The organism is Bradyrhizobium sp. 192 (assembly GCF_023100965.1).
Classification (GTDB): domain Bacteria; phylum Pseudomonadota; class Alphaproteobacteria; order Rhizobiales; family Xanthobacteraceae; genus Bradyrhizobium; species Bradyrhizobium symbiodeficiens.
On record NZ_CP064690.1, the window covers coordinates 2,524,199 to 2,550,538 of the forward strand.

At 64.4% G+C, this 26,340-nt stretch carries 25 protein-coding genes and 1 pseudogene; 14 read left to right on the forward strand and 12 right to left on the reverse strand.

Annotation, left to right across the window (positions count from 1 at the left end):
• Positions 1-117: 117 nt before the first annotated feature.
• Positions 118-1,554: an oligosaccharide flippase family protein gene (locus IVB24_RS11465; RefSeq protein ID WP_247772897.1), complete on the forward strand. Its 1,437-nt coding sequence runs from the start codon at positions 118-120 to the stop codon at positions 1,552-1,554.
• Between the two features lie 445 nt (positions 1,555-1,999).
• Positions 2,000-2,242: a hypothetical protein gene (locus IVB24_RS11470; RefSeq protein WP_155526011.1), complete on the forward strand. Its 243-nt coding sequence runs from the start codon at positions 2,000-2,002 to the stop codon at positions 2,240-2,242.
• Positions 2,243-2,566: 324 nt separating this feature from the next.
• On the opposite strand, the gene IVB24_RS11475 is transcribed toward IVB24_RS11470, so the two are convergent.
• The 3 genes and pseudogenes from IVB24_RS11475 to IVB24_RS11485 all read right to left on the reverse strand — a co-directional run bounded on the left by IVB24_RS11475 (position 2,567) and on the right by IVB24_RS11485 (position 3,897).
• Positions 2,567-2,779 carry a hypothetical protein gene (locus IVB24_RS11475; protein ID WP_334249265.1) on the reverse strand — a complete coding sequence of 71 codons (213 nt, stop codon included), beginning with the start codon at positions 2,777-2,779 and terminating at the stop codon, positions 2,567-2,569.
• 69 nt (positions 2,780-2,848) lie between these two features.
• Positions 2,849-3,524: pseudogene (locus IVB24_RS11480) on the reverse strand (Crp/Fnr family transcriptional regulator).
• A gap of 157 nt (positions 3,525-3,681) precedes the next feature.
• Positions 3,682-3,897 (reverse strand): hypothetical protein, encoded by a 216-nt coding sequence (locus IVB24_RS11485; protein WP_247772898.1) that lies wholly within the window; start codon positions 3,895-3,897, stop codon positions 3,682-3,684.
• Between the two features lie 662 nt (positions 3,898-4,559).
• Between IVB24_RS11485 and IVB24_RS11490 the strand changes: the two genes are divergently transcribed.
• From IVB24_RS11490 to IVB24_RS11525, 8 genes are all read left to right on the forward strand, one after another.
• Entirely contained in the window at positions 4,560-5,792 is a 1,233-nt protein-coding gene (locus IVB24_RS11490; protein ID WP_247772899.1) for a branched-chain amino acid ABC transporter substrate-binding protein, read from the forward strand.
• A 120-nt stretch (positions 5,793-5,912) separates the two neighbouring features.
• Positions 5,913-6,860 carry a branched-chain amino acid ABC transporter permease gene (locus IVB24_RS11495; RefSeq protein WP_094973694.1) on the forward strand — a complete coding sequence of 316 codons (948 nt, stop codon included), beginning with the start codon at positions 5,913-5,915 and terminating at the stop codon, positions 6,858-6,860.
• Positions 6,857-8,161 carry a branched-chain amino acid ABC transporter permease gene (locus tag IVB24_RS11500; RefSeq protein ID WP_247772900.1) on the forward strand — a complete coding sequence of 435 codons (1,305 nt, stop codon included), beginning with the start codon at positions 6,857-6,859 and terminating at the stop codon, positions 8,159-8,161. The genes IVB24_RS11495 and IVB24_RS11500 overlap by 4 nt, the downstream gene beginning before the upstream one ends.
• Positions 8,158-8,931, forward strand: a complete 774-nt coding sequence (locus IVB24_RS11505; protein ID WP_247772901.1) for an ABC transporter ATP-binding protein — start codon at positions 8,158-8,160, stop codon at positions 8,929-8,931. The genes IVB24_RS11500 and IVB24_RS11505 overlap by 4 nt, the downstream gene beginning before the upstream one ends.
• Positions 8,931-9,626: an ABC transporter ATP-binding protein gene (locus IVB24_RS11510; protein WP_094973697.1), complete on the forward strand. Its 696-nt coding sequence runs from the start codon at positions 8,931-8,933 to the stop codon at positions 9,624-9,626. Before IVB24_RS11505 ends, IVB24_RS11510 begins: the two co-directional genes overlap by 1 nt.
• Positions 9,627-9,850: 224 nt before the next feature.
• Entirely contained in the window at positions 9,851-11,056 is a 1,206-nt protein-coding gene (locus IVB24_RS11515) for an ABC transporter substrate-binding protein (protein WP_247772902.1), read from the forward strand.
• A gap of 91 nt (positions 11,057-11,147) precedes the next feature.
• Complete coding sequence (locus tag IVB24_RS11520; RefSeq protein ID WP_094973698.1) at positions 11,148-12,338, forward strand: CoA transferase; 1,191 nt, start codon at positions 11,148-11,150, stop codon at positions 12,336-12,338.
• Between the two features lie 543 nt (positions 12,339-12,881).
• Entirely contained in the window at positions 12,882-14,441 is a 1,560-nt protein-coding gene (locus IVB24_RS11525; RefSeq protein ID WP_247772903.1) for a L,D-transpeptidase, read from the forward strand.
• A gap of 33 nt (positions 14,442-14,474) precedes the next feature.
• On the opposite strand, the gene IVB24_RS11530 is transcribed toward IVB24_RS11525, so the two are convergent.
• The 5 genes from IVB24_RS11530 to IVB24_RS11550 form a co-directional block, all read right to left on the reverse strand.
• A complete protein-coding gene (locus IVB24_RS11530) occupies positions 14,475-15,287 on the reverse strand; it encodes a class I SAM-dependent methyltransferase (RefSeq protein ID WP_247772904.1) in 813 nt (270 codons plus the stop codon).
• Positions 15,288-15,378: 91 nt separating this feature from the next.
• Positions 15,379-15,918, reverse strand: coding sequence for a VOC family protein (locus tag IVB24_RS11535; RefSeq protein ID WP_247772905.1), 540 nt, complete (start codon positions 15,916-15,918; stop codon positions 15,379-15,381).
• Between the two features lie 37 nt (positions 15,919-15,955).
• A complete protein-coding gene (locus IVB24_RS11540) occupies positions 15,956-16,924 on the reverse strand; it encodes a tripartite tricarboxylate transporter substrate binding protein (protein WP_247772906.1) in 969 nt (322 codons plus the stop codon).
• 11 nt (positions 16,925-16,935) lie between these two features.
• Positions 16,936-17,829, reverse strand: coding sequence for an MBL fold metallo-hydrolase (locus IVB24_RS11545; protein ID WP_247772907.1), 894 nt, complete (start codon positions 17,827-17,829; stop codon positions 16,936-16,938).
• A gap of 4 nt (positions 17,830-17,833) precedes the next feature.
• Positions 17,834-19,036 (reverse strand): ABC transporter substrate-binding protein, encoded by a 1,203-nt coding sequence (locus IVB24_RS11550; protein WP_247772908.1) that lies wholly within the window; start codon positions 19,034-19,036, stop codon positions 17,834-17,836.
• Positions 19,037-19,204: 168 nt separating this feature from the next.
• On the opposite strand from IVB24_RS11550, the gene IVB24_RS11555 reads away from it, so the two are divergent.
• Genes IVB24_RS11555 through IVB24_RS11565 form a run of 3 tightly spaced genes read left to right on the forward strand, consistent with a single transcriptional unit; the run spans position 19,205 to position 21,288 of the window.
• A complete protein-coding gene (locus IVB24_RS11555; RefSeq protein WP_247772909.1) occupies positions 19,205-19,903 on the forward strand; it encodes a TetR/AcrR family transcriptional regulator in 699 nt (232 codons plus the stop codon).
• Positions 19,881-20,441 (forward strand): carboxymuconolactone decarboxylase family protein, encoded by a 561-nt coding sequence (locus tag IVB24_RS11560; protein ID WP_166466947.1) that lies wholly within the window; start codon positions 19,881-19,883, stop codon positions 20,439-20,441. Before IVB24_RS11555 ends, IVB24_RS11560 begins: the two co-directional genes overlap by 23 nt.
• A gap of 1 nt (position 20,442) precedes the next feature.
• Positions 20,443-21,288: an SDR family oxidoreductase gene (locus tag IVB24_RS11565; protein WP_247774073.1), complete on the forward strand. Its 846-nt coding sequence runs from the start codon at positions 20,443-20,445 to the stop codon at positions 21,286-21,288.
• Between the two features lie 38 nt (positions 21,289-21,326).
• Here the strand turns inward: IVB24_RS11565 and IVB24_RS11570 are convergent, their stop codons facing one another.
• The 4 genes from IVB24_RS11570 to IVB24_RS11585 are packed head-to-tail and all read right to left on the reverse strand — an operon-like array spanning position 21,327 to position 23,871.
• Entirely contained in the window at positions 21,327-21,836 is a 510-nt protein-coding gene (locus IVB24_RS11570; protein ID WP_247772910.1) for a DoxX family protein, read from the reverse strand.
• Positions 21,833-22,615 (reverse strand): DNA-binding domain-containing protein, encoded by a 783-nt coding sequence (locus IVB24_RS11575; RefSeq protein WP_247772911.1) that lies wholly within the window; start codon positions 22,613-22,615, stop codon positions 21,833-21,835. Before IVB24_RS11575 ends, IVB24_RS11570 begins: the two co-directional genes overlap by 4 nt.
• Positions 22,605-23,522 carry a DUF692 domain-containing protein gene (locus IVB24_RS11580; protein WP_247772912.1) on the reverse strand — a complete coding sequence of 306 codons (918 nt, stop codon included), beginning with the start codon at positions 23,520-23,522 and terminating at the stop codon, positions 22,605-22,607. The genes IVB24_RS11575 and IVB24_RS11580 overlap by 11 nt, the downstream gene beginning before the upstream one ends.
• Before the next feature lie 43 nt (positions 23,523-23,565).
• Positions 23,566-23,871, reverse strand: a complete 306-nt coding sequence (locus tag IVB24_RS11585) for a DUF2282 domain-containing protein (protein ID WP_247772913.1) — start codon at positions 23,869-23,871, stop codon at positions 23,566-23,568.
• A 309-nt stretch (positions 23,872-24,180) separates the two neighbouring features.
• Between IVB24_RS11585 and IVB24_RS11590 the strand changes: the two genes are divergently transcribed.
• Positions 24,181-26,277, forward strand: coding sequence for an adenylate/guanylate cyclase domain-containing protein (locus IVB24_RS11590; RefSeq protein WP_247772914.1), 2,097 nt, complete (start codon positions 24,181-24,183; stop codon positions 26,275-26,277).
• Positions 26,278-26,340 lie beyond the last annotated feature (63 nt).

The following is a 26,340-nucleotide window of genomic DNA, read 5'->3' on the forward strand; positions in this document are numbered from 1 at the left end:
GTGACACTCTTGAGCGATGCTGCGGCGCATTCGCTCGCCCCGCCAAGGCGCCCCCTTTCAAGGCCGATCCATGAACGGCCGTCACACTCGCAAGACCGCCGCCGGTCCCGTGCTCGCATGCTGAACCGCCATTTCTCGATTTATCTCGTCGCCTACATCCTGCCTGCGGCGGTGGGCTTCTTCGCGGTCACGGCCTATACGCGGCTGCTGACGCCGTCCGAGTACGGCGTCTATGTCGTGGGCATCAGCCTCGCCGGCATTCTGGGCGCGATCTTCTTCGCCTGGATCAAGCTGTCGGTGTCGCGCTATCAGGCGATGTCGTCGGAGGTGGATTTTCGCGGTACGGCGATGGTGGCTTTCGGGCTCACCGTCGCGGTGCTCTGCGCCACGACCCCGCTGGTCTTCCTGTTCCGCAGCGACCTCAGTGTCGAACTGCTGCTCGCCAGCATGTTCGTCGCGATCATGGCCAATGCGGTCGATGTCGGTCAGGAGTTCGAGCGCGCCAAATTGCGTCCCTACCGGTTTGCCGCGATCTCGATCGTGCGCAGTGTGTCGAGCGTCGGCTTCGGTCTGCTCGGCATCTGGCTCGGCTGGGGTGGGTTGGGGCTGCTCGCAGCGTTCGGCCTGGGATCGCTCACCGGCGTCATCCTGAACCTCGTCGGCGACCGCACCAAAATTGCGCGCTTCGAGCGCAGCCAGTTCATGCAGCTGGCCCGCTACGGCTTGCCGCTGACGCTGGCCGGGCTCTCCGTTGCCGTCTATTCGGCCTGCGACCGGCTGATCGTTGCCTATCTGCTCGGCAAGGATGCCGCCGGCATCTTCGGCGTCGCCGCAGACCTGCCGCGCCAGTTCATGGTCATGATCGCATCCAGCGTCGCCGCGGCCACCGTGCCGCTGGTGTTCCGGTCATTGTCCGAGAATAACAAGGAGACGACGCGGGAGCGGCTGACCGAAAGCCTCGAGCTGTTGCTCGTCGTCGTCACGCCCGTTGCGATCTGGCTCGCGCTTGCAGCGGATCAGGTCGCCGGCACGCTCGTCGGCGTTGACTTCCGCGCCGGTGTGTCGGCGCTGCTGCCGACCCTGGTGCTCGCCCGCTTCTTCGGTATCGCCAATCAGTTCTACGTGCAGATCAGCTTCCAGCTCGCCGAGCGGCCCTTCATGCTGGCGGCGCAATCCTTCCTCACCCTGGTGCTGAGCGTGGCGTTGATGTTCGCGCTGGTCGGAAGCTACGGTCTCCTTGGTGCCGCGCTGGCGACGCTCGCGACCGAGGCGATCGGCTTCCTCGTCGCAATCGTGCTGATGCACCGGGCTCACCCCGTGCCGTTCGATTTCAACCGGCTCGCCGGCATCGCAATATCGGCTGCGGCGATGGCGGGAACGATCCTGCTGGCGCGATCGCAAACCGGCGGCACCGGCCTCATGGCACTGATCGTCGTGAGCCTTGCGGGCGGTTGCGCCTATGCCGCCGTGGCGTGGCTTCTCAATGTCGCCCAGGTGCGGACGCTGTCACTGCGCGTCTTGCGGAACTTCAACCGGAAGGCGCTGGGCGTGTAGCGAAGATGCCCGCCGAGCGAGATGCCAGCCGAGGCGGGCGGGGTTCGAGGCGGAAGAGAACTCTCCTCGAGAGCAATATTGACCAGTAACTTCGGACCCGGCGGTCCATGCTGGCCTTATCACCGCCCCTCATCGGCAATCTTCGGTGACTGAGAGTGCTGTAGTGCTCTCGCCTGATCCGCGGTGCACCGCATGCATTTGCAACATTCGCACACACACAGTTCTCCACCTGCATCAGCCCGAGGTCCGCACTGTCGTTGGTGCCGCGAACCAATGAGCTTGTGGAGGATCCCCGGTCTATCCGCCTTCGAGATCGGAACATTCGGGTGCGCCGGGTGCCAACGAGCTTACTCCGCCGCAATCGAAACAGATCCGATGACATCGGCCGCCGTTCTCTGGATGGACCGCCAAGGTTTGCGGCCACCGACTTGAGCGAGTCCCCCAAATGGAAGATCTGGAAGACTACATCCATCGCGAAAACCTCAAAATCTTCAAGCGGGAGATCGGTCTGGAAAGAGACGCCGTCCGGCGGCGATGGCTCTTGAAGCGTCTGGCCGAGGAAGAAGCGAAGGGCCGGGCCGCGACTTGGCAGGCGGCCGCCGGGAGTACCTCCCCAGGGGCCCCAAAGGGGGAATGTTTGGTGAGCGATACGTACTCAATACCCGAGGAAACCGTGCCGGCGTCGTGAACGGCGCGTCGATTTTTGATCTCTCGGGCAAGAAAGTTTACGATCTTCGGGGGAACAGCATCTACCGCCTCTCGGGGAGTTGGTCGGCCATACGCTCGGCGCTTTGGGCTCCGACAAGCATCTGGATCGCGACGGCGAAGCGCTGCTAACGGCCCCGGGATCGCCGGAGCCTGAAGAGCCTGGAATCGTCCTGCGCCGCAAAGGCAGCCATCCGCCACCTTTGCGGAAGCAAGACGCCTGCGCCGGATCATCTCCGACACCCCGTCCGATCGCCTCAAGAAGAGGTGATCTGTCGTCCCTGGCGGGGCCCGGTCGACCAGAAATCTATTTCAGCGGCGACCGCACCCTGGTCGCAGCATCGTAGACCAGGATCTGCAGCATCGGGAATCTGCCGAGCAACTCGGTGCCGGCTGCCCGCGCAGCCGCTTCGCTTTCATGACGGGTCTTGAAGTGGCCGTCGACGATAAGCGAGAAGCCATCGGCCGGGGCTACATCGGCTCTTTGAATCGTTCTCGGCTCGATCTCTTCGACTTGCATGGTCGGCCTTTTCATGAGGTGCCTTCAATCGTTGCAGGAGATGGCTCGAGGCCCTCGCCTTCTGTCGCTTCAGTCGTCCCTCACGATCTCCGGCTTGTCGTACAAGACCGCGTTCAGGAGGGAACTGTGAACCTCGATCTTGCCGTTGTAGGAGATGAAGCCGAGCTTGCGAAACTTGTTCATGAAAAAGGTGACGCGGGATCGGGTTGTCCCGATCATCTCCGCGAGCGTCTCCTGGCTGACCTTCGCCGAGATGGGTTGAGTGGCGCCGTCCGTGCCAAAATTCGCCAGCAGCAGCAGACGCGCAAGCCGCTTCTCGCTCGAATTGAACAATTGGTCGATCAGATCTTCTTCGATGCGGCTGTTTCGACTGAGCAGATACGCCATGAACAATTCGGAGAACTTTGGTTCGGCCCTGAGTACGACGAGCATCGCTGATTTCGCGATCGACGTGATCAGACATTGCTCCATGGCCACCGTCGTCGAAATCCGCAAGGGATGGCCATTCAGGCTAGCCCTCGCCGAAGAATTGTCCGGGCTCAATGATTCCGACCACGGCCTCCTTGCCCTGTTCGGAGACAACGAGAACCTTGATCCGGCCTTTTTGAAGGTAGAAAACAGCATCCGCGGCGTCGCCTTGCGAGAACACGACCTGGTTCTTGTCGAACTTCAATATGGCTTTGCCCTGGCCGACCTTGGCGAGGAAGAGTTTTGGATCGAACGCGCTTTTCGCCGCCTTTGGCATGATGTCGTTAAAACCTGATGTGAGAGTTCGAGCCTAGCAGGGCTTGGCGGGGCAAGTTAGGCAAATCTCGGTTCCGCCTCGGGCTCGCCCCTGATCCTGATCCCTATCGGGCAATTTCGCGGCAGCTTCGGCCGGTCGCCAGGCGACTTGCGTGCGCTCAATGCCGCAGCACATTCTGGTGCCGGCCCTTCATGAGCGCGGCGTCCAGCTCCGTCTGGCTGATCGCGTAGGACTGGATCAGCAGTTGCGAGGCAGACCTCGCGGGCATTTGATGCAGCGTCTCCACGCGCCGATAGGCGATTTTCGACAACCCTTCGATCTGCTCTTCATCGGTGAGGACGACATATTCACCGGAGGCGATCGCCCTCCACATCCCGAAGGACGAACGGATTGGCTAACGAAACGGTGGTCCGCGTTGTTCTGATGGCTGCTACCTTACGCGCTCTGCCTCGCGGCTATTTGGTCGATCTCATCGGATCGTCAAGGGATATCTTGCGAATGTTCCCGCACTTGGAGCACTCGAAGATTCTAAGATCGGGTCCGTCACGAGACGCCCCGACGTGGATCAGCATCATACGGCTCTGGCAGGCCGGGCACAGCGGTCGTGGTATCGGAATCAACGTCGGTTCTGGACGACTATAGACCTCGGACATTTGAAGGTACTCCCCATATGGCGGGGGATGCTGGATCCGAAGCCGCCGCCGATGACAGCCGATTCCGGCCGCGTGGCGGCAAGCATGCCGCGCCATGCTATCCGCCTCTGTTCAATATTGCTCACATTGTCGGAATCGCCGGCAATGAGATCCGCGCGATACGTCGTCCGCACCACGCCACGATTGCCGTCCTATTTTCTTGCCGCGGAAAGCTCCTGGAAGGGTTCAGGCAGCCGCTTTATTTCATGGCCCGGGCGGGAGCCATGTTCGGTTGCGCTTGATAAACGGAGGTCATTCTGCTCATAAGAGGCTGAAATTGCGCTGCAACACGCGCAAAAGAACCCATCGACTAAAGTCGATGGCCAGCGAGGAAACGAAAAGAATGCGCAAGCTCACTTTGGCCATTGCCGTGATTGCCCCGATGCTCGGCCAGGCCGCCTCGGCCGAGGACACCATCAAGATCGGCTACATCGATCCGCTCTCCGGCGGCGGTGCCAGCGTCGGCGAGGGTGGCCTGAAGACCTTTCAGTATCTGACCGACGAGATGAACGCCAAGGGCGGCATCCTCGGCAAGAAGATCGAGATCGTCGGTCTCGATAACAAGACGAATCCGCAGGAAAGCCTGGTGCAGGCCCAGAAGGCGATCGACTCGGGGGTCCGCTTCATTACGCAGGGCAACGGTTCGTCGGTCGCCGCGGCGCTCTCGGACTTCGTCACCAAGAACAACACGCGCAATCCCGGCAAGGAAGTCCTGTATTTCAACTACGCCGCCGTCGATCCGAGCCTGACCAACGACAAGTGCAGCTATTGGCATTTCCGCTGGGATGCGGGCTCCGACATCAAGATGGAAGCGCTCACCAACTACATGAAGGGCACCCCGTCGATCAAAAAGGTGTACCTGATCAACCAGGATTATTCTTTCGGCCAGTCGGTGCGCACCGATGCGCGCAAGATGCTGGGCGCCAAGCGTCCTGACGTCCAGATCGTCGGCGACGAACTGCATCCGCTGCTCAAGATCACCGACTTCTCGCCCTACATCGCCAAGATCAAGGCCTCCGGGGCCGACAGTGTCGTCACCGGCAATTGGGGCCAGGACATCGCGCTGCTGCTCAAGGCCGCGGCCGACGCGGGCCTGAAGGTCAACTGGTACACTTATTATGCCGGCGGCGCCGGTGGCCCGACCGCGATCAAGCAGACGGGCCTCGACCACCAGGTCTTCCAGATCACCGAAGGCTTCGCGAACTCAGGCAACCAGTCGGCGATGGACTTCGAAAAGACGTTCCGTGCCAAGGTCGGCCTCTCGCTGTGGTATCCGCGTGCGGTCAACGAGATGCGCATGTTCAAGGCGGCAGCCGAGAAGGCCAATTCGATCGATCCCGTGAAGGTCGCGGCGGCGCTCGAGGACCTGAAGTTCGAGGTTCTCGACGGCGGCCAGGGCGTCATGCGCAAGGACGACCATCAGTTCTTCCAGCCGATCTACATCTCCTCCTTCGGCAAGCTCGCCGCCAACGAGCCGTTCGACGAGGAAAACACCGGCTGGGGCTGGCATCTGGTCTCCAAGGTCGACACCGCGCAGGCGATGGTCTCCACGACCTGCAAGATGACGCGGCCGTAATCACCTGGCCTATCGCTCTCCCGCGGCCGTCACCGGTCGCGGGAAGGCGGCGGGCGGAAGGCCTTTGATTGGACGACATTCACCCGGGGCCATCAGGCCCCGGCCAGAGACGAGTGCGCTGTGCTTGAACTCATTGTCATTTCGACCCTGAACGGCGTGCTGTTCGGCATGCTGCTCTTCCTGCTGTCGAGCGGGCTCACCGTCATCTTCAGCATGATGGGCGTGCTCAACTTCGCCCATGCCAGCTTCTACATGCTCGGCGCCTTCTTCGGCTTCCAGCTCACCAAATGGATCGGCTTCTGGCCGGCGCTGGTGCTGGCGCCGTTGCTGGTCGGCGCCATCGGCATGGCCGTGGAGCGCTACGGCCTGCGCAACACCCACAAGCACGGCCATGTCGCAGAACTGCTGCTGACGTTCGGCCTCGCGTTTGCGATCGAAGAGATCGTGTCGATGATCTGGGGCAAGAGCCCGGTCGACTACCGCGTGCCGACCCTGCTCGACTTCCCGGCTTTCACGATCTTCTCGACCAATTATCCCGCCTACAAGCTCTTCATGCTGGCCGTCTCGATCGTGATCTTCGTCGCGCTGCTGATCGTGCTCAAGCGCACCCGCGTCGGCCTGATCGTGCAGGCGGCCCTGACGCATCCGCATATGGTTGGCCATCTCGGCCACAATGTCGGGCGCGTGTTCATGGCGGTGTTCGGCGTCGGCAGCGCGCTCGCGGGCCTTGCCGGTGTCATTGCCGGTCCTGCGCTGGTGACACAGTCCGACATGGCCGCGGCGCTCGGCCCGATCCTGTTCGTGGTGATCGTGTTCGGCGGGCTCGGCTCTTTGCCTGGCGCTTTCATTGCCTCGCTCGTCATCGGCCTGGTGCAGACTTTTGCGGTGGCGCTTGACGGCTCGCTCGCGAGTGCCTTCGGCCCGCTCGATCCGTCGGCTGGGCCCTCCGTTCTCACCGACATCTGGAACGTCACCATCGCCCAGGTCGCGCCGATCGTGCCTTATCTGCTGCTGGTGATCATTCTGATCGTACGCCCCATGGGCCTGATGGGGACACGCGAGTCATGAACGCCAAGGTGACCCCGAGCTCGACTTCGACATCGAAGACTGCCGGCAAGCCTGCCGGCGACGGCCTGCGCTTCTACGGCGTCTGGCTGCTCGGCATCGCCGCGCTGATCGGCCTGCCGATGGTCTTCTCCTCCGGCGGCTCGCTGACAACGTTCAGCCTGATCGGCATCGCGATCGTCTTTGCGCTGTCCTACAACATCCTGCTCGGCCAGACCGGCCTGCTGTCGTTCGGTCATGCCGTGCATTACGGCCTTGGCGGCTTCGCCGCCTGCCACATGATGAATGCGGTCGTCGCGCACAAATGGCCGATCCCGCTGCCGTTCATCCCGCTATTCGGGGGGCTCGGCGGCCTCGTGTTCGCAATCATCATCGGCTGGGTGATGACCAAGCGTGCCGGCACCGTGTTCGCGATGATCTCGCTCGGCATCGGTGAATTGGTGGCGTCGTCCTCGCTGATCCTGCGCTCGGTGTTCGGCGGCGAATCCGGCATCACCACGGACCGCACCGCGCTGCCGAAGATATTCGGCTGGTCGTTCGGCCCGCAGCTTCAGGTCTATTACCTCATCGCGTTCTGGCTGGTGTTGTCGGCGATCGCGATGTACGCGCTGACCCGCACGCCGCTCGGGCGGATCAGCAACGCCGTCCGCGACAATCCTGAACGCGTCCAGTTCATCGGCTACGATCCCCACGTCGTCCGCTATCTCGCCTTCTGCTTTGCCGGCTTCTTCGCCGGTGTTGCCGGTGGACTGGCCGCGATCAATTTCGAGATCGCGAACTCCGCCTATCTCGGCGCGATCCAGTCGGGCCTCGTGCTGTTCTCGACCTTCATCGGCGGCACCGCCTATTTCTTCGGGCCGATCCTGGGCGCGATCCTGGTGACCTACCTGCAGCTCGGGCTGACCAGCGTCACCAGCGTCTGGCAGCTCTATTTCGGCATCATCTTCATCGGCATCGTGATGTTCTCGCCCGGCGGCATTGCCGGCCTCCTGATGATGCACCGGCCGCTGGTTCGCGCGGGTACGCTTCGGACGGTGATTCCGTCCTATCTCGTCGCCATCGTGCCGACGCTGGCGCTGGCCTGCGGCGTCATCCTGACCATCGAGACGGTTGCGCGCTATTCCGGGGGCGAGGCCATCAACCTGTTCGGCGTCGGCTTCAAGCCGCAATCGCTGGTGACATGGATCGTCGCTGCGGTTCTCTTGGTCGGCGGCGGTTTCGTCGCACGGCTGGCCTGGGGGCGGATCGCGGAGGCGTGGGACAGGGCTGCGACGGTCGCCCGTGACCGGGGGTATCTGGCATGAGCGTAGCGGTATCTGAGAATCGCGCGGCAGCCATCGAAGTCCGCGCCGTCGAAAAGCGCTTCGGCAATGTCGGCATCATCCGCGACCTCAATCTGAGCGTCGCGCAGGGTGAGCGTCACGCCGTCATCGGCCCGAACGGTGCCGGCAAGTCGACGACGTTCAACCTGATCAGCGGTCATATCAAGCCGACCTCGGGTGAGGTGAAGCTGAACGGCGAGGTGATCTCGGGCTTGCAGCCGTTCGAGATCAATCGGCGCGGCCTGTCGCGCTCGTTCCAGGTCACGAATGTGTTCGCGCGGATGTCGGTCTGGGAGAACGTGCGCTGCGCCGTGCTGTGGGCGACCGGGCATCGCTATGCCTTCTGGAAGAGCGTCGACAGCCTGCCCGAAGTGCGCGAGCGCACCGCGAAGATCCTGGACGACATCCATCTTACCCATCGGCGCGACGTTCCGGCCGGTCTTCTGACCTATGCCGAGCAGCGCGAGCTCGAGATCGGCATCACCATCGCGAGCGGTGCGACCGTCATCATGCTGGACGAGCCGACCGCCGGCATGAGCAACGCCGAAACGGAGCGCGCCGTGGCGCTGATCCGGCGGCTGACCGAGGGCAAGACCCTCGTCATCGTCGAGCACGACATGAGCGTCGTATTCGGCCTCGCCGATCGCATCTCGGTTCTGGTCTACGGCCACATCATCGCATCAGGCACGCCGGAAGAGATCCGGCGCGACCCGAAGGTCAAGGAAGCCTATCTCGGCGAGGAGGCACACTGATGCTCGAGGTCAGGGATCTCCACGCCTATTACGGCAAGAGCCACATCCTTCAGGGCGTCGATCTCGACGTTGCCGCGGGTGAAGTCGTAAGCCTGCTCGGCCGCAACGGCGTCGGGCGCTCGACGACGGTCAAGGCCATCATGGGCGAGGTGGCCCCGCAGGGGACGATCCGCTTCAAGGGCAAGGACATCGTCGGGCTGCCGAGCCACAAGATCGCGCGGCTCGGGCTCGGCTATGTGCCCGAACATCGCGACATCTTTCCGAGCCTCACGGTTCGTCAGAACCTCCTGCTCGGCATCAAGGATACGCGCCGCCCCGGCAAGTGGCGGCTGCAGGACATGCTCGACATGTTCCCCAATCTCGCCGCGCGCGCCGATACGGCCGCGGGCGTGCTGTCCGGCGGCGAAAAGCAGATGTTGACGACGTGCCGGACGCTGATGGGGGATCCTGACCTCATCATGATCGACGAACCCACCGAAGGCCTCGCGCCGCTGATCGTCCAGCAGGTCGGCGATCTCATCGCGCGGATCGCACAAGCGGGCGTTGCCATTCTGCTGGTCGAGCAGAAGCTGTCGATCGCGATGCGCATCTCCAAGCGTGTCTACATCATGGGCCACGGCCGCGTCGTGTTCGAGGGCACGCCCGACGAACTCAAGGCAAATGCCGCCGTGCGGCAGGAATGGCTCGAGGTCTGACGCTCACATCCACGTGACGTGCGCGCACCCTATGACCGCTGCGCGATGCGCATACGCATCTGAATTCTTCGCTACATCTCCCGCGCCCTATTCAGGCTATCGTCGCGTTCGCCGGCATCGCAGTCGATGCGGCCGATGATAACCAACAACAGAAGTGGAGGACGTTGACGACGGCCTGCGGGCACGCGCGTCGATGCACTCTGCCAGGGAAGGAGATGCCGGGCATGCCGGGAAAACAACTGGTCCGTGGAGCTGTTGCTCTATTTGCAGTCCTGAGCGCCACTCCGGCCGCGATTGCCGGAAACTACGACACCGGCGCGACCGATACGTCGGTCAAGCTCGGCCAGACCATGCCGTACTCGGGGCCGGCCTCCGCCTATTCCGCGATCGGCCGCGCTGAGATCGCTTACTTCAAGATGCTCAACGACAAGGGCGGCATCAACGGCCGCAAGGTCGAACTGCTCAGCATGGACGACGGCTACTCGCCCGCGAAGACGGTCGAGCAGGTCAGGCGGCTCGCCGAGAGCGACGAGGTGCTGGCGATGTTCTCGATGCTCGGCACCGGCCCGAACATCGCCGCCCAGAAATATCTCAACGCCAAGAAGATCCCGCAGCTGTTCCCGTCGAGCGGCGCCAGCCGCTGGAACGATCCGCAGCATTTCCCCTGGACCACCGGCTCGCAGCCGACCTACCGGACCGAGGGACGAATCTACGCCAAGTGGATCCTGGCGAACAAGCCAAACGCGAAGATCGCGGTCATCACGCCGAACGAGGATCCCGGCCGCGACTATCTCGCCGGCTTCAAGGAGGGACTCGGCGAACACGTCAACCAGATCGTATCGGAAGCCGTCTACGAGACGACGGACCCGACGGTCGATTCCCAGATCGTCAAGTTCAAGGCCGCCGGCGCCGACGTCGTGTTCAACGAGTGCACGCCGAAATTCGCGGCCCAAGCGATCAAGAAAATCGCCGAGCTCGGCTGGAAGCCGCAGATCATCCTTCCCGCCGTCTCGAATTCCGTTGGTTCCGTGCTGGTGCCAGCCGGGCTCGACAATTCCCTCGGTATCGTCACCGGCGCCTTCCTGAAGGATCCCGGCGATCCGCGCTGGGAGAATGACGCCGGCATGAAGGCCTGGCGCGAGTGGATGAAGACCTATAATTCCGGAGCCGATCCCGCCGACATCTTCAACGTGACCGGCTACACCATGGCGCAGATCATGGAGCTGGTGCTGCAACGGGCCGGCAACGATCTGACGGGCGCGAACCTGATGAAGCAGACGCAGTCTTTCAAGGACGTCGAGCTGCCGATGCTGCTGCCGGGCATCAGGCTCAACACCTCGGCCGAGCAGGTGACGCCGATCCGCCAATTGCAGATGGCGCGCTTCAACGGAAAATCCTGGGAGCTGTTCGGCGACGTGATCGGCGAGTAGGATCGACGTCTCGCGACCGGCGGGCAGGGCGCCAGCCTTGCCCGCCCGGAATTGCTCCACTCGATCTTCCTCCAGCGGCAGTGAAACGACGATGACAGCAACCGGTCCCCTCAGCGGCATCCGTGTTCTCGATCTGACGAGCGTGCTGTTCGGTCCCTATGCCGCGCAAATGCTCGGCGATTGGGGCGCCGAAATCATCAAGGTCGAGCCGCCCGCGGGCGACACCTGGCGCTACACCGGCGTGTTCCGAAACCGCGGCATGAGCGGCCAGTTCATGGCGGTCAATCGCAATAAGCGCAGCCTCGCGCTCGACCTGAAGCATCCGGACGGCAAGGCGGCGCTGGCGAGGCTGATCCCGACCGTCGATGCGCTCGTCACCAATGTGCGGCCGGCGGCGATGGCCCGGCTCGGCTTCGGCTACGAGGCCTGCGCAAAGCTCAATCCGCGGCTGATCTATGCCGCGGCAACCGGCTTCGGCCAGGACGGGCCGTGGGCCGCGCGCCCCGCCTTCGACGAGATCATCCAGGCCGCCTCCGGCCTCGCATCGTCGATCGGTTCGGACGAGGAACCGGCCTTCGTCCCGAGCCTGATCGGCGACAAGATCTGTGCGATGGCGATGGTCGGCGCCGTCTCTGCAGCCTTGTTCCGGCGCGAGCGAACCGGACAGGGCCAGATGGTCGAGGTGCCGATGCTGGAAACCATCGCCGGCTTCAACAGCATCGAGATGCTTGGCGGCCACGCCTTCGATCCGCCGATCGGCCCGACCGGCTACAAGCGGATGAAGAACCGGCGCCCGGTGAAGACGAAGGACGGCTGGCTGACCATGCTGCCTTACTCCGGGGACAACTGGTGCGCCTTCTTCGAAGCCGTCGGACGCCCTGAATTGAGCGACGAACTCGGCGTGCGCGATCCCGTGCTTCGCTCCCAGAACATCGACAAGATCTACGACCGCATGAGCGAGATCGGGCCAACCCGCACCACCGCGGAGTGGGAGCAACTGCTGCTGCGGCTCGACGTGCCGCACACGGCATTCGCCAAGCTCACCGAGATCGGCGAGCAGCCGCATCTCGCCGCTGTCGGTTTGTTTGCGGAGATCGATCATCCCACCGAAGGCCGGATCAGGCAGGCACGCCCCGCGACGAAGTTCTCGGAAAGCCCGGCCGGCATCCATCGCATGGCGCCGCACCTCGGCGAGCACTCGCGGGAGGTGTTGCGCGAAGCGGGTTTGAGCGATGCTGAAATTCAGGCGGCCATCGACAGCAAGGCGGTTGGCGTCGCGTAGTGCGCCGTTCAGGAACCGGGCTTGCGACGCAATTCTCTGTGATCGGTATCACATGCTGCCACCCCAGGTGGAGCTAGCATGGCTCCGTTCATCTTCGCCCCGGATATGGCAATGACCGCCATCGACCTTGCCTTCGTTTTGCACAATTGGGTTTTGCCACGGCTCTCATCTGCGTGCTCCTCAGCCTTACTGTGTTCGCAGTGCTGCTGGTCATGGAGCATGAGACGGTCGGTCAAGCCGCCGTGCGTGCTCTGCCTCTCATGCTATTTGCGCTCTTCGGCCTTTTCGGCGCTGCAATGACGCGGCTTATCGGGCGCCGAGCCCGTTGACTGGACATTGTGCCGCAGCGATTCGTGACCAGCCTCAGGCCAGCCCGGGCTCGAGGCCACCTTCCGCCTGCGCGAGCCCTCGTATATGAGAGGTTTGCCCGCCGAACCGTCCCGAAATCGCCGGATAAGGAACGCAAGGTGGCTGCGATTTCTTAATCCAAAGATCGCAATCTGATCGATAAGAGCGCGGACTGGTACTGGACCGGGGTATGGCATGAAAGACCTGATGACGACGGCGCAATCCTCCACGGCGATCCGGCGTTGCCGGCCCCCCGGACGTGTTGCGCTCGCCGCGGTCGCCGTCCTGACAGTGCTGACCGCCAGCGCCGAAGCGGCCAAGCAGGCACGCCAGCCGGCCGAGGCGGTCGCACAGCGGCAGGCCGGCGAGCCGATCATGGCGATCGTGTCGATCAAGAGCCAGCAGGTCACCTTCTACGACGCCGATGGCTGGATCCTGCGCGCGCCGGTGTCGACCGGCACTACGGGGCGCGAGACGCCGGCCGGCGTCTTCGCCATCGTCGAGAAGGACAAGGACCACCGCTCGACCATGTATGACGATGCCTGGATGCCGAACATGCAGCGCATCACTTGGAACGGCATCGCGCTGCATGGCGGACCGCTGCCCGGCTATGCCGCCTCGCACGGCTGCGTGCGCATGCCGTTCGGCTTCGCCGAGGGCCTGTTCGACAAGACGTATATCGGGATGCGGGTGATCATCTCGCCCCACGATACGGCCCCGACCGAATTCTCTCACCCTTCGCTCTTCGTACCGAAGCCGGAGGCCATCGCGGCCGCGCCCGGCCGAGCCGACAAGCTTTCCGCGGAAGCCGAGCAGGCGACCCAGGCTGCCGCCGAGACCAAAAAGGCTGCGGCCGCGGCTGCGAAGGAGGCGGCTTCGCTGCCTGCGTCTCTGCGCAAACTGGAACAGCAGAAGGCCAGGGCCGACGCCGAACTCGCCTTCACCGACAAGAAGATTGCTGCCGCCAAGTCCGATCAGGCGCGTGCGCAGGCCGAGGAGCTGAAGCTGAAGGTCGCCACCAAGGCCGCCGACGCTGCGTCGGCGCTCGATGCCGCCAAGGCCGCCGCGCAGTCGAAGCGCGACGCCGTGGCCGCGACGAAGGACGCCGCCAAGGCCGCTGCAGTCCTGAAGACCGAGGCCGTCAAGGCCGCGACCGACGCGAAGCTGGCGGGTGAGCCTGTCTCGGTCTACATCAGCCGCTCGACGCAGAAGCTCTATGTGCGGCGAAACACGCACAAGCCGGCGCCCGACGGCGGCGGCGAAGTGTTCGACACCAGCATCGAAGTCCCCGTCACGATCCGCAATCCCGAGCAGCCGCTCGGCACGCATATCTTCACGGCGATGGCGAAGTCCGATACGGGCCTGCGCTGGAGCGTGGTCACGATCGAAAACGGCGACGAGGCCCGCGATGCGCTCGACCGCATCACGATCCCGCAGGACGTCTGGGATCGCATCGGGCCGACCGCGTTGCCGCGCTCCTCGATCATCATCTCGGACGAGCCGCTGAGCGCCGAGACCAATTACCGTACCGAGTTCGTCGCGGTGTTGAGCGACCAGCCGCAAGGCGGCTTCATCACGCGCAAGCCGACCGCACCTGCCATGATCGCCAGCGATGACGGCTGGGACAATGGCGGGAACGGCTTCGGCTTCTTCTACCAGCGTGACCCCTACGTACAGCCGGCCAATCCGCGCCGGCAGCGCGGCCAGTACCAATATTATCAGTCGACGCAGCCGATGCAGCGAAGCTGGTGGTAACTGCGCGCCCGCTGCGGCGGGCCGAGGTCGTCTCTACGGCCGCGCTTCGATCACGATCGCCTGGATCTTGCCGTCGACCGCTCCGGATCCATGCAGGGTTCGGAGCGTCTCGGCAACGAGGTCGGTCGCAGCCTGAAGCTTGCTGGCATCTCTCGCCTCGATCTCGCTGCGCAGCGGCGTCCCCTGACACAGGGCGAGCGCGACATATTCGGGAGAGGGCGCGCGGCTCGTTTCGGATCGCGTCTCGATCGAGACGTCGCGAAAGCCTGCGCGTTCGAGATCACTCTTGATGAGGCTCTTGTCGTAGTAGCCGTGCGGCGTGCGAACCATGAAACGCGGCGGATCGTCGGGGAACACCTTGGCGAGGGCGATTGTCGCCTCGTGGGTGACCACATTGTCCTCGATGCGGTCCCAGACGTTAAACACGAACGTGCCATCCGGCTTCAGGACGCGCTTGACCTCTCCGTAAGCCTTGACGCGGTCCGGAAAGAACATCGCGCCGAATTGGCAGCAGACCACGTCGAACTCGGCGTCAGCGAAGGGCAGGGCCATGGCGTCCGCCTGTCGCCAGGTGATGCGATCGTCGTTGGCCTGGCGCTGGGCGGCAACGGCGAGCATGGGCTCGTTGAGGTCGGTCGCTACATAACGAACGCCGGGCGGCAGTGCCGCGGCCACGGCGCGCGTCACGGCGCCGGTGCCCGCGGCGATCTCCAGCAGCACGGCGGGAACGCGGGCGGCGACGCGCTTCGCGATGTCCTCCGCATAGACGGAGAAGATCATCGGCACGAGATACTCGTCGTAGATTCTCGGAATCGAGCCGGCGAAAACCTTGTCAGTGTTGGACATGATGGCCTCGCTGAAGGTTCGGACACGGGGTGCATGTTAGCACGGTTTTCGGGCGAGCCAGCAACCGCGCGAACTCCACCGGCCTCCGATCCTACGACCTCGCCCCGCCCACCTCGCGGATCGGCCGCGTCCCGTCCCAGTTCGACGCGGCCTGCCGGACTTTCTCGAAGAACGGCCCCTTGGTGCCGCTGATGTCCGAGATCTCGATCACCGTGCCCGGATGGGCCTGGGTGTCGAAATAGGCAAAGCGCCCCATGTCGCCGCCGATCTGGCCCTCATGGCCGATCCGATAGCCGAGCCCGATCGCCTTGTCGTAGAGCGCCTGGTAGTCGTGGCTCCAGTAGGACATGTGCTGGAGGCCCTCGTGGCCAGCATCGAGGAACTCCTTGTACAGCGAGGGCGCATCGTTGCGCTGCTGGATCAGCTCGATCTGGAGATCGCCGGAATTGGCGAGCGCGATGCTCATCTCGACCGCGGAGTCCTGGCCGCGATGGCGGAACCAGTCGGTCTTGACCCGGTCCATGTAGTACCAGGGGCCGACACCCATCACCTCGATCCAGTGCTTCATCGCGGCGTGGATGTCCCGCACCACATATCCGTTCTGGCGCACCGCGCCGAAGATGCGGCTCATGTCCGCGCTCCTGTTCTCTGCCTATTCACGCGGGACCTCACTTAACCTCGATGCCTGCGTCCTTGGCAACCTGCTTCCAGGCTACGATGTCTCGGGCGTTGATGTCGCGCTGTTCCTCGCCGGGGACGAATTGCGGCGTAATGCCGAGCTTCAGCAGCTTCTCCTTGACCTCGGCATCGCCGAGCGCGTCCTTCAGCGCCGCCGACAATTTTTGCGCAACCGGCGGTGCGAGGCCCGCGGGCGCATACATCGCCCAGGACAGGCTACGGTCGAACGGCACGCCTTGCTCCCGGTAGCTGGCGACATCGGGCAGGCTCGGCGAACGCTCGCCACAGGCGGCCAGCGCCTTGATCGAGCCGTCCTTCACCAGCGGCGTTGCGGTGGCCACGTCGAGCGTTGCAAGGGAGATGTGGCCGCCGAGCAGGTCGCCGGCCAGTTTTGCGATGCCGTTGAAAGGTACGTGGTCCATCTTGATGCCGGTCTGCTGCATCAGGATCTCCGCGCAGAATTGGCCGGTCGAGCCGACGCCCCAGCTGCCGTACTGGATCGGCCCGCCCTTCTTGGCCATTGCGATCAGGCCCTTGATGTCGTTGGCCGCAAAATCCTTGGTTGCCACCAGGATGATCGAGGAGACGCCGACGCGACCGATCGTCGTAAAATCCTTGATCGAATCATAGGGCAGTTTCGGATAGATCGCCGGCGCCAGCACATGGGTGGTCATGCCGCCGACGGTGATGGTGTAGCCGTCATTTGGCGATGTCGCGACCATCTGCGTGCCGAGCGTGCCTGCTGCTCCCGTGTGGTTCTCGATGTAGATGCTTTGTCCGAGCGTCTTGCCCATCTTGTCGGCGAGCAGCCGGCCGACCACGTCACCCCCGCCGCCCGCCGCATAGGGCAGCAGCATCTTGATTTTATGCGTGGGGTAGACGGCGGGATCCTCGGCGTGTGACGGCAGGGCCGCCGACAACAATGCAAGAAGAGAAAGCGTGACGGTGCGCAGCATCATGATGGCAGTCCCTAATCTTCGAAACGAAACCTGAAGGCATCGCCGTGCCTGATAACGCGGCCTGCGGTCGGTGCCGGAAAATGGCCGGTGAGCAGATAGCTCGGCGTATCCGCGAGTTCTTCCAGCAGCGCCATGCGCGTTGCGAGCGCCGCGGCCGGATCGACGTCGGCGGCATTGGAGAGCCAAGGTGCTGCGCACTGGATCGGATGGTGGATGACGTCGCCCGACAGCACCGCACGATCGTTCCCGCCGGTGAGGTGGATCTGCATGTTGCCGGCGGTGTGCCCAGGTGCCGGCGCAAAGCGCAAGGCCGCGTCGCGATCGCTGAACAGGCGATGATCGGTCTCGACGAATTCGGCAAGGCCCGCCGCCACCACCGGCAGCACGGAATCCTCGAACGAGCCGTGGTTCACCGGAATCTTCGGCGCGGAATTGTGCGCCGCCTCGAAGTGCCGGTATTCTTCGCGGCCCATCAGATAGCGCGCATTGGGGAAGGTCGGCACCCAGCGGCCGTCGAGGAGGCGCGTGTTCCAGCCGACGTGATCGACATGCAGATGCGTGCACATCACGAAATCGACCTGTTCGGGCGCAACGCCCAGCGCCTGCAAGTTCTCCAGGTAGGGCTGATCGAGGTTGTTCCACGCCGGCACTCGCGGGCGGGGCTTGTGATTGCCGCAGCAGGTGTCGACGATCGCGGTCCAGCGCGGCGTGCGCACCAGATAGGAGTGGTGGCTGAGGATGAAGCGGCCGGTCTCCGGCTCGATGTAGCGGTGGTCGAGCCAGCTGCGATTCTCCACAATCACCGCGTCGGTGACGTTGGCGAACAGCCAGTTCTTCTCGAAGGCAAGCGCGGGGATCTCGCTGACGAGATCGACCCGCATGCTGCCGATCGTCACCTGCCGCATCGGCTTAGTTTTTCAGGAGGTCACCGAACGGCACCCAGCGCGTGCCGTCGAAACGGATCAGCTGAAGGCTCGTCATCGGCGTAAAGTGCTCGGGCGAATTGTTCACCGCCGTGCCGTTGATCAGCATCGGCAGCTTCACGTCCTTCATGGTCGTGGCCTGCTTCATTACATTGGCGCGGGTGAGGTCGTTGCCGGAGGCCTTCAGTACCGTCACCAGCGTCTGCGCGATGGTGTAGCCGTAGACGTTGAGCCAGTCGCTCTTGTTGGCGTCCGGCATGTACTTGTCCATGAAGGCCAGCCATTCCCGGTAGCCGGGGTCATCCTTGTTGGCGGGATCGGTGGCGTCCTTCAGATATTGGCTGGAGATGACGCCGGTGGAATTGTCCTTGCCAGCCGGCTCCAGCACGCCGCTGATCGAGGCCGAGACGTTGGAGATGATCGTCGTCGGCTTCCACCCGATCTCGCCGATCTTGCGGATCGCCTGCGCCGCGAATTTCGGCGTTGCCGCGACCAGAACCACGTCGGAGCCCGCGGTCTTCAACTGCAGGATCTGGGTATCGACTGTCGGGGCCGAAGTCTCATAGGCTGCGCGTGCGACGATCGCTTCGCCGCTGCCGAGGCCTTCTTCCAGCGCCTTCAGATAGTCCTTGCCGAGGTCGTCGTTCTGGTAGAGCACGCCGATCTTCGCATTGGCATGGCTCGCCTTGATGTATTTTGCGTAGGCGATGGCCTCGTCGCGATAGGTCGGCTGCCAGCCGACGGTCCATGGGAAATTCTTGGGATCGTCCCACTTCGCCGCGCCCGAACCCAGGAAAAGCTGCGGCACCTTGCGGTCGTTGAGATATTTGTGCACGGCACTGTTGGTCGGCGTGCCGACGCCGCCGAAGATCAGCAGCACGTCCTCGCTCTCGACCAGCCGCCGGGTCTGCTCCACCGTCTTGGGCGGGCTGTAGGCATCGTCGGCGATGATCATCTGGACGCGCCGGCCGTTGACGCCGCCGTCGTCGTTCACTTTCCGGAAATAGGCTTCCGCGGATTTCGCGATCTGCGCGAAGGCCGAGACCGGGCCGCTCAGCGGCGCCGTCGTGCCGATCTTGATGGTCTTGTCGTCGGCGCCGGGATCGTACTTGCTTTGGGCAGAGGCGGCGCTGTTTGCGAGCAGCGGCAACAGGATGCAGGCCGCACGAAGGATGGCAAAACGCGCCATGACGTCATCTCCCCAAAAATTGCCCTCCGCCTCTCGAGGAGCGGAGTTGAAACGCGAGAACATCGCCCGCGAGCGGGCTTGCGGGCCGCGACCGCCCTTGCCACACTGGCAAACGAACGATCGTTCGTACGGTTGACTAGCGAACGATCGTTCGTTAGTCAAGTCGTCATGGCTCTTCATACCTCCAGCGCGGCGGAACCGGCTGCGCCCACGACCCGCGAGCGCATCCTCACCGAGGCGCTCGATCTGTTCGCGCAGAGTGGCTATGGCGGCGCCTCGATGCGCGAGCTGGCGCGCCGCGTCGGCATCCGCGAGAGCAGCCTCTACAACCACTTCGCCGGCAAGGCCGCGATCCTGGAAGCGATCGTCAGCGAGCACGGCCCGGCGAGTTCGGCGAGCCGCTTGGAAGAGCCGCGCTACAAGCAGCTCGCGCGCCAGCCCGCGGCGTTCTGCCGCCAGTTCGCGCTCGACCTCGTCGAGCAATGGTCCGACCCGCGTGAGCATCAGTTCCAGAAGGTGATCACGGCGGAGCGTAACCGCGTGCCCGGCATCCGCGCCAAGTTCGCCGATCATTTTTACGCGCGCGAGCAGAGCATGATGACGGATTATTTCCGCGGCTTTGTGCTCGCCGGCCTGGTCAAGACCCCGGATCCGCGCGAGACCGCGCGGCTCTTCGCGGCAGGTCTGATCTACATCCGCCTCGAGCATTACGTGATGGGCGCAGCACCTTCGCCGCGGCCGAAGGTGATCGAAGCCATCGAGCGTTATCTCGCCTTCTTCCTGTCGCTGATCGCGGCAGGCGAGGATACCGACAATAAGAAACGAAAGCCCAAGGGAGAAACGCGTGGCAAGGCTGCCCCTGATTGATCCGGAGACGACGAGCGGCGACATCCGCGCCTCGTTCGACCGCATGCCGGTCAAGCTCAACATCTTCCGCATGATGGCCCATGCCGAGGCCAACATGATCCCGGCGATGCGGCTCGGCAATTCGATCCTGCACAAGCAGAAGCTCTCGGCGGTCAACCGCGAGCTGCTGATCCTGCAGGCCGCCCAGTTGGAGGGCGGTGCCTATGAATGGCGCCAGCACGTGCCGATCGCACTCGGCGTCGGCTGCACGCAAGGACAGGTCGACGCGGTCGAGCGCGGCGAGTACGACGCCGCCGCTCTGAACGAGGCCGAGCGCGCGCTGCTGAACTTCGGGCGCGAGGTGGTCGAGAACGTCCGCGTGCCCGAGGCGACCTTCGCCGCCGCTCGCGCGCATTTCAGCGACCAGGAGATCGTGGAATCGATCGTCGCGCTCGGCTTCTACATGATGATGGCACGCCTGACCGAGGCGACCGAAACCGATCTCGATCCCGCCGCCGGGATGACGGTCTATGACGGCGGCAAGAAGCCGGTTGGTTGAGATGGCGGAAGCCGAGAGCAAGCCGGAACGCTATGTTCGTCCGCCCAGCGCGGAATCGCTCGGTGAGGCGCCGGGCAGGAGTCGCCTGACGGGCCGTCGCATCCTCATCGTCGGCGGCGGCCAGCGCGTGTTCGATGCCGAAACGGATCCGATCGGCAACGGCCGCGCCATGAGCATTCTGTGCGCGCGCGAGGGGGCGAAAGTCGCGGTTGCGGATATCAACCACACCTCCGCGCAGCAGACCGCCAAGCACATCACCAAAGAAGGCGGCGAGGCTTTTGCCATCGCGGCCGATGTCAAGTCGGAGACAGACGTGCAACGCATGATCGAGCAGGCGCATCGCGCCATGGGCGGCCTCGACGGCATGGTGCTGAACATCGGCACGTTCGGCAAGACCGGGCTCGACAACGTCAGTCCGGAGGAATGGAACAGGATCTACGACGTCAATGTCCGCGGGCCCATGCTGTGCTGCCGCGCCGCGCTGCCGAAATTCGACAATGGCGGCGCCATCGTTTTCATCTCCTCGATCGCCGCGCTGAAAGCGGGATCGCAGATGGCGGTATACGATTCATCGAAAGCCGCGCTTGGCGGTCTGATGCGCAACATCGCCCATCTCGGCTCGCGCCGCGGCATTCGCGCCAATCTCGTCTATCCCGGCCTCGTCGACACCCCGAACGGCCGCGAAGCGGGCGCCGGCCGCCCCAACCGCGGCAAGGGCCACGTCCCGTTCGGTCGCCAGGCCACGGCCTGGGAGATCGCCTATGCCGTGCTGTTCTTCCTGTCCGACGAAAGCGTCTACGTTACCGCGCAGACGCTCGCGGTCGATAGCGGGTTGAGTGGAATGTGAGGGGCTGACGGCGGTTTGTGTGGGTAAAAGCCGAATTTCTATCGCTCGTGTGATCGCGCGCGACAGACGAGGTGGTCGAGCGAGATGTTGCCCGGTCCATAAGCCATGATGCCGAGCGCCATCGCGGCCCAGGTGAGGTGGATCGGCCAGCCGTCGGGCACCGTGAGTTCGACGATGATCGTCATGAACAGGAGTCCGAGCGCTGCGAAGCGTGTACCGAGGCCCAGCACCAGCAGGACCGGAAACACGATCTCGCCGCAGCCTGAGAGGAACGCCATCACCGTCGGCGCCGGGAAGTGATAGGGGCCGCCCGGCAAATGCAGCATGAATTCGTCGCTGAACAGCGTCACCGCGGTGTCGTTGAGCCTGAGGAAGCCGGCCCATTTGAGCATGCCCGAGCGCCAGAACGGTACTGCCAAGGCGAGGCGCAATACGAGCTGGACGAGCGAAGGCGTGGCGAGAACCTGCGCCAGTCGATTGGCCTTGTCGACGAGCAACCAGGGCGAGGGCAGGCCTTTGCCGGCGGTCATGCGTTGGTCCGTGATCATGATGGGTCTCCGCAAGCGAGCGAGATGAAGGCGCCGGCTTCGATCAGTCCGGCGATGTTGGCGGCGATGTCGAATTCGGGCGCGGCGTCCAGCGCCGCCGCCGCCGCCTTGCCGAGCGGCCGTCCCGAGATCAGGTGATTTGCGAAGACCGCCCCGCCTGGCGGAAGGCGGCGCACGGCGACGTCGAAATCGGGCCGGGTGATCAGGGCATCCTCAGGCGTCGAGGCATCGATGTGCGGAAGCGACGCACCGTCGCGGTGGGCCGCAAAGATCGTCACGGCCGCGTATGGTGACCGCAGGCATCGCGCGGCGGGATGCGCAACGAACACCAGATCGGCCAACCGATCGGGCGTCACCGCCGACAGCTGCTCCGCCGACAGCGGGGCGGCGTCGGCGGCATGGTAGCAGTCGAGCCAGGCCCGTTCGATGCGCGCGACGTCGGCGAGCCAGGGCACCTCTTGCGCATGCTCATAGGCTTGGATGAACTGCGGAAAGTCGCGGCCGTACTCGAACAGCAGCGGCGAGGTCGGTGGATTGCCGCGAACATGGAAGCGCGCCATGGCGCGGAAGAAATCGACGCCGGTGATGCGCTGCACGGCCGGATAGACGGCGGCCAGCGCGTCGATCAGGCTGACGGTGACGTTGTTGCGGTAGACGTCGTAGCGCCGGCCGGCGGCCTTGCCGTTAGGGCCGGTCACGATCGCCGGCGTGCTGCGCGCCGGATCCAGCAGCGCCGGCGCGAACGCAGCAGCAAATGACAGACCGGGGTCAGGCAGCATGACGCTCTCCAGCCGGCGCAACGGAGAGATGACGGTCGAGGATCGCCTGTGCGGCAAAGGCTTCGGCTTGCAGCACCGGCCAGTCCGGAATATTGCTGTCCCATTCGATCAACGTCGGCACCGCGCCGCGGCGTCCGATGACGATCTCGTAGAGCTTCCAGACGGCGTCCGCGACCGGACCGTCATGGCTGTCGATCAACAGCAGCTCGCCTTCGTCGTCGGCCTGCTCGGCATGGCCCGCAAGATGAACTTCCTCGACGCGCGACAGCGGGAAATCGGAGAGATAGTCGAGCGCCGAATAGCTGTGATTGGTGGCTGACACGAACACGTTGTTGACGTCGAGCAGCAGTCCACAGCCGGTGCGCTCGGCAATGGCGCGGATGAACTCGGTCTCGCGCATCGCGGATTCGCGGAAGGCGACATAGGTCGACGGGTTCTCCAGCAGCAGCGGACGGCGGATCGCCTCCTGCACCTGGTTGATGTGGTCGCAGACGCAAGCCAGCGTCGCTTCGGTATAGGGCAGCGGCAACAGATCGTTGAAGAAGCTGGTCTCATGGGTCGACCATGCCAGATGCTCGGACACCAGCGCCGGCTGGTAGCGCGCGACCAGGCCGCGGAAGCGGGCCAGATGCGCCTTGTCGAGCGGCCGGGGTCCGCCGATCGACATGCAGACGCCATGCAGCGACAGCGGATGGTCGCGGCGGATCGCTTCCAGCGCGCGATGCGGTGGACCTCCGTCTCCCATGTAGTTCTCGGCGTGGACTTCGAAGAAGCCACGCCGAGGTCCTGCCTTGAGGATATCAGGCAGATGCTCGGGCTTGAAGCTGGTCCCGGCAACGCCGCCGATGGGCGTCGAGAAGCGGAGCGGCATCGCTGCTGATCGGGTCGGCTTGATCACCGTGCTCATCGTGCTGCTCCGTTCGTGCTTGCTGGCGAGGTCGCGCCGGCGGTTAAACCGGTTTCAGCGAACCCTTCTTGCCGCCCGGCAGCTCGATGCTGGTGCAAGTGCCGCCCTGCACGAACTTCCAGGCGTTGCCCTGGAAATCGACGGTCGAGGTGCCCTGGCAGGTCGTGCCCGGTCCCGCCGCGCAGTCGTTCTGGCCCTTCAGCGCGACGCCGAAGCACTTCTCCTTCTTGGCGGCGATGGCGGCCTCGCCCTCGGCCTTGGTCAGCGGGGCGGCGACGGCGAGGGTCGCGAGCGCGGTCGAGACCGCTCCGGCGAGGACGAGCGAAGTGACGGCATGTTTGGCAGACATCGAGATTCTCCTGTTCGAGATGGCATCGCCTGCAGGCGATGCGCGCACGGTCCCCTTCGCTGCGCGCGCAGCGGGCGTTACGGCCAAGCTGCTCACGAATCCGTGAGACCGATGGGGTCGGGCGCACCGCCGGTGCGCTTGGGCGGGTATTTGCGGCCAAGCGTCGCCTCGAGGCCAATGCCTAGGGCCTATCGAGCGGTAGCCACCGGGCATTGGCGGCGTGCGTCTCTTTCCTGCCAGAGGTAACGGGGGAGCGCCGGCGACGTAGAGCAATGTCAGTGGCTCCATGACCGGCAGGCGAAGACAGCGATGAAGGTTGATCCCGAACGACGGCTTCATGCGATCGCTGGGCTGACGGTCAGCATTCGCCTGGCGGTGTCCACGCTGGTCCTGGCGACGATCCTGCTGACGGCCGCGCTCTCCAGCCTGTTGTGGTGGCGTACGGCGGAGGCGACCAGCCGGCAGCTCGCCGCGACCATCAACGAGCAGATCGTGGCGGCGGTGCGCAAGGAGGTATCGGCCATCGTCGACGAGGCCCGCGCCGCGCACACCGCGATCCGCACGCTGTTCCTGCAGAACGTGCTCGACACCCGCGAGGCCGACAAGCGGGAGTTCGTGTTTCTCTCGCAACTGCAGTCGCAGGCGACGATCTCCTGGGTCGCCTTCGGCTGGCCCGACGGCTCTTTTTTCGCCGCGCACAAGCTCGGCGACCGCCGCCTGGAGATGATGGAGATCTCGCTGAGCGATCATCCGGGCCAGCGGCGGGTCGACGAATACGACGTGGTGCCCGGCGACATCGAATTCGCCAATCGCCGTTTCGAGCCGAGCGGATTCCACGTCGCCGATCAGTCCTGGTTCAAGGCGGGGCTGACCGCAGATGGTCCGCAATGGTTCAGGGTAACGAACCACGCGACCGGCGAGCGGCCGTCGATCGCCTTCGTGGGGCCGATCGACGTCTATCAGGAGCGACAAGGCGTTCTGGCCGTCATCATCGAATATACGAGGCTCGCGCGATTCCTGTCGCAGCTCGAGGTCGGGCGCACGGGGACTGCTTTCATCGTCGATGGCAGTGGCGAGCTCGTCGCGGCGCCGGACAAGGAGGCCGACGAGCTGCATCCGGCGCGCGGCGACACGACGCTGCTGCCGCTCGCGCGCGCAGCGCTCGACAAGGCGGGCGAGGCCGGCCGCAAGGGGGCCTGGCGCAGCCGGCTGACGTCGGGCGGCGCGGCCTACGAGGTTGCGCTGACGCCGCTGCCGTTTCCCGGCTGGTTGCTCGCCACCGTGATCCCGGAGGCCGAATTTCTCGGGCCGGTCGAGACGACATTGCACCGCCTGATCTTCGGCCTCGCCATCGGCGCCGTGCTTGCCGCGCTGGCCTCGGCGATGCTGGCGCGGTCCGTCATCGCTGCGCCGCTGTCGCGCGTCGTCGGCGAACTTCGTCATGTCGAAGCCTTCGCGCTGGAGCAGGTCCGCCGCCACCCCTCCCGGCTCAAGGAAATCGCGAGCCTGTCCGGTGCGATCGCCGAGATGGCCGCCGGACTTTCCGCTTTCCGCAAATTCATCCCTGCCGATCTGGTCCGCGACCTGCTGCGCCAGGGCGTCCAGGCGAGGCCCGGCGGCACTGTCCAGGAGCTCAGCGTGATGTTCATCGACATTGCCGGCTTCACCGGGCTGTCCGAGCGGCTGGGCGATCGCGTGGTGCCGCTGCTGTCGCGCTACCTCGACATCACCTCGGAGATCATCGTCGCCAATGGCGGCACCATCGACAAGTTCATCGGCGACGCCGTGATGGCGTTCTGGGGTGCACCGCAGCCGCAAGGTGATCACGCCGCGCGATGCTGCCGTGCCGCGCTCGCCTGCCGCAGGGCGATCGAGGAGTCCGGTTTGGCCGACGATCTCGGCCAGCCGCTCCAGATCCGGATCGGCGTCAATTCCGGCCGCATGCTGGTCGGCAATATCGGCTCGGAGCTGCGGCTGAACTACACCGTGATCGGCGATGTCGTGAACGTCGCCAGCCGGCTCGAAGGCGCCAACAAATCCTATGGCACGCAGATCCTGATCGGCGAGGCGACCGAACGTCTGGCGCGCGGCGCCGTCGTCACGCGCGAGGTCGACAGCATCGCGGTCTACGGACGGGAAGAGGGACTTTCCGTCCACGAGCTGATCGGGATCGTGGGCGAGGGCGGCATCGATGGGGAGACCGCCGGCTGGATCGCTGACTACGCGCGCGGCCTTGCCCGCTATCGCGCGCGGCGGTTCGCCGATGCGCTCGCCGACTTCGAGACCGTGCTGAAACGCCGCTGCCACGATCGTCCCGCCGAGTTGATGCGCGAGCGCTGCCTGGAGCTCGCTGAAGCCGCGCCCGATGTCGCCTGGCAGGCCGTGGCGGCACTGACTTCGAAATAGCGGCACGGCTCACGCGATCGTTCGATCAAACGGGTTGGCAAAGTCGACTTGTCACGCGCATGA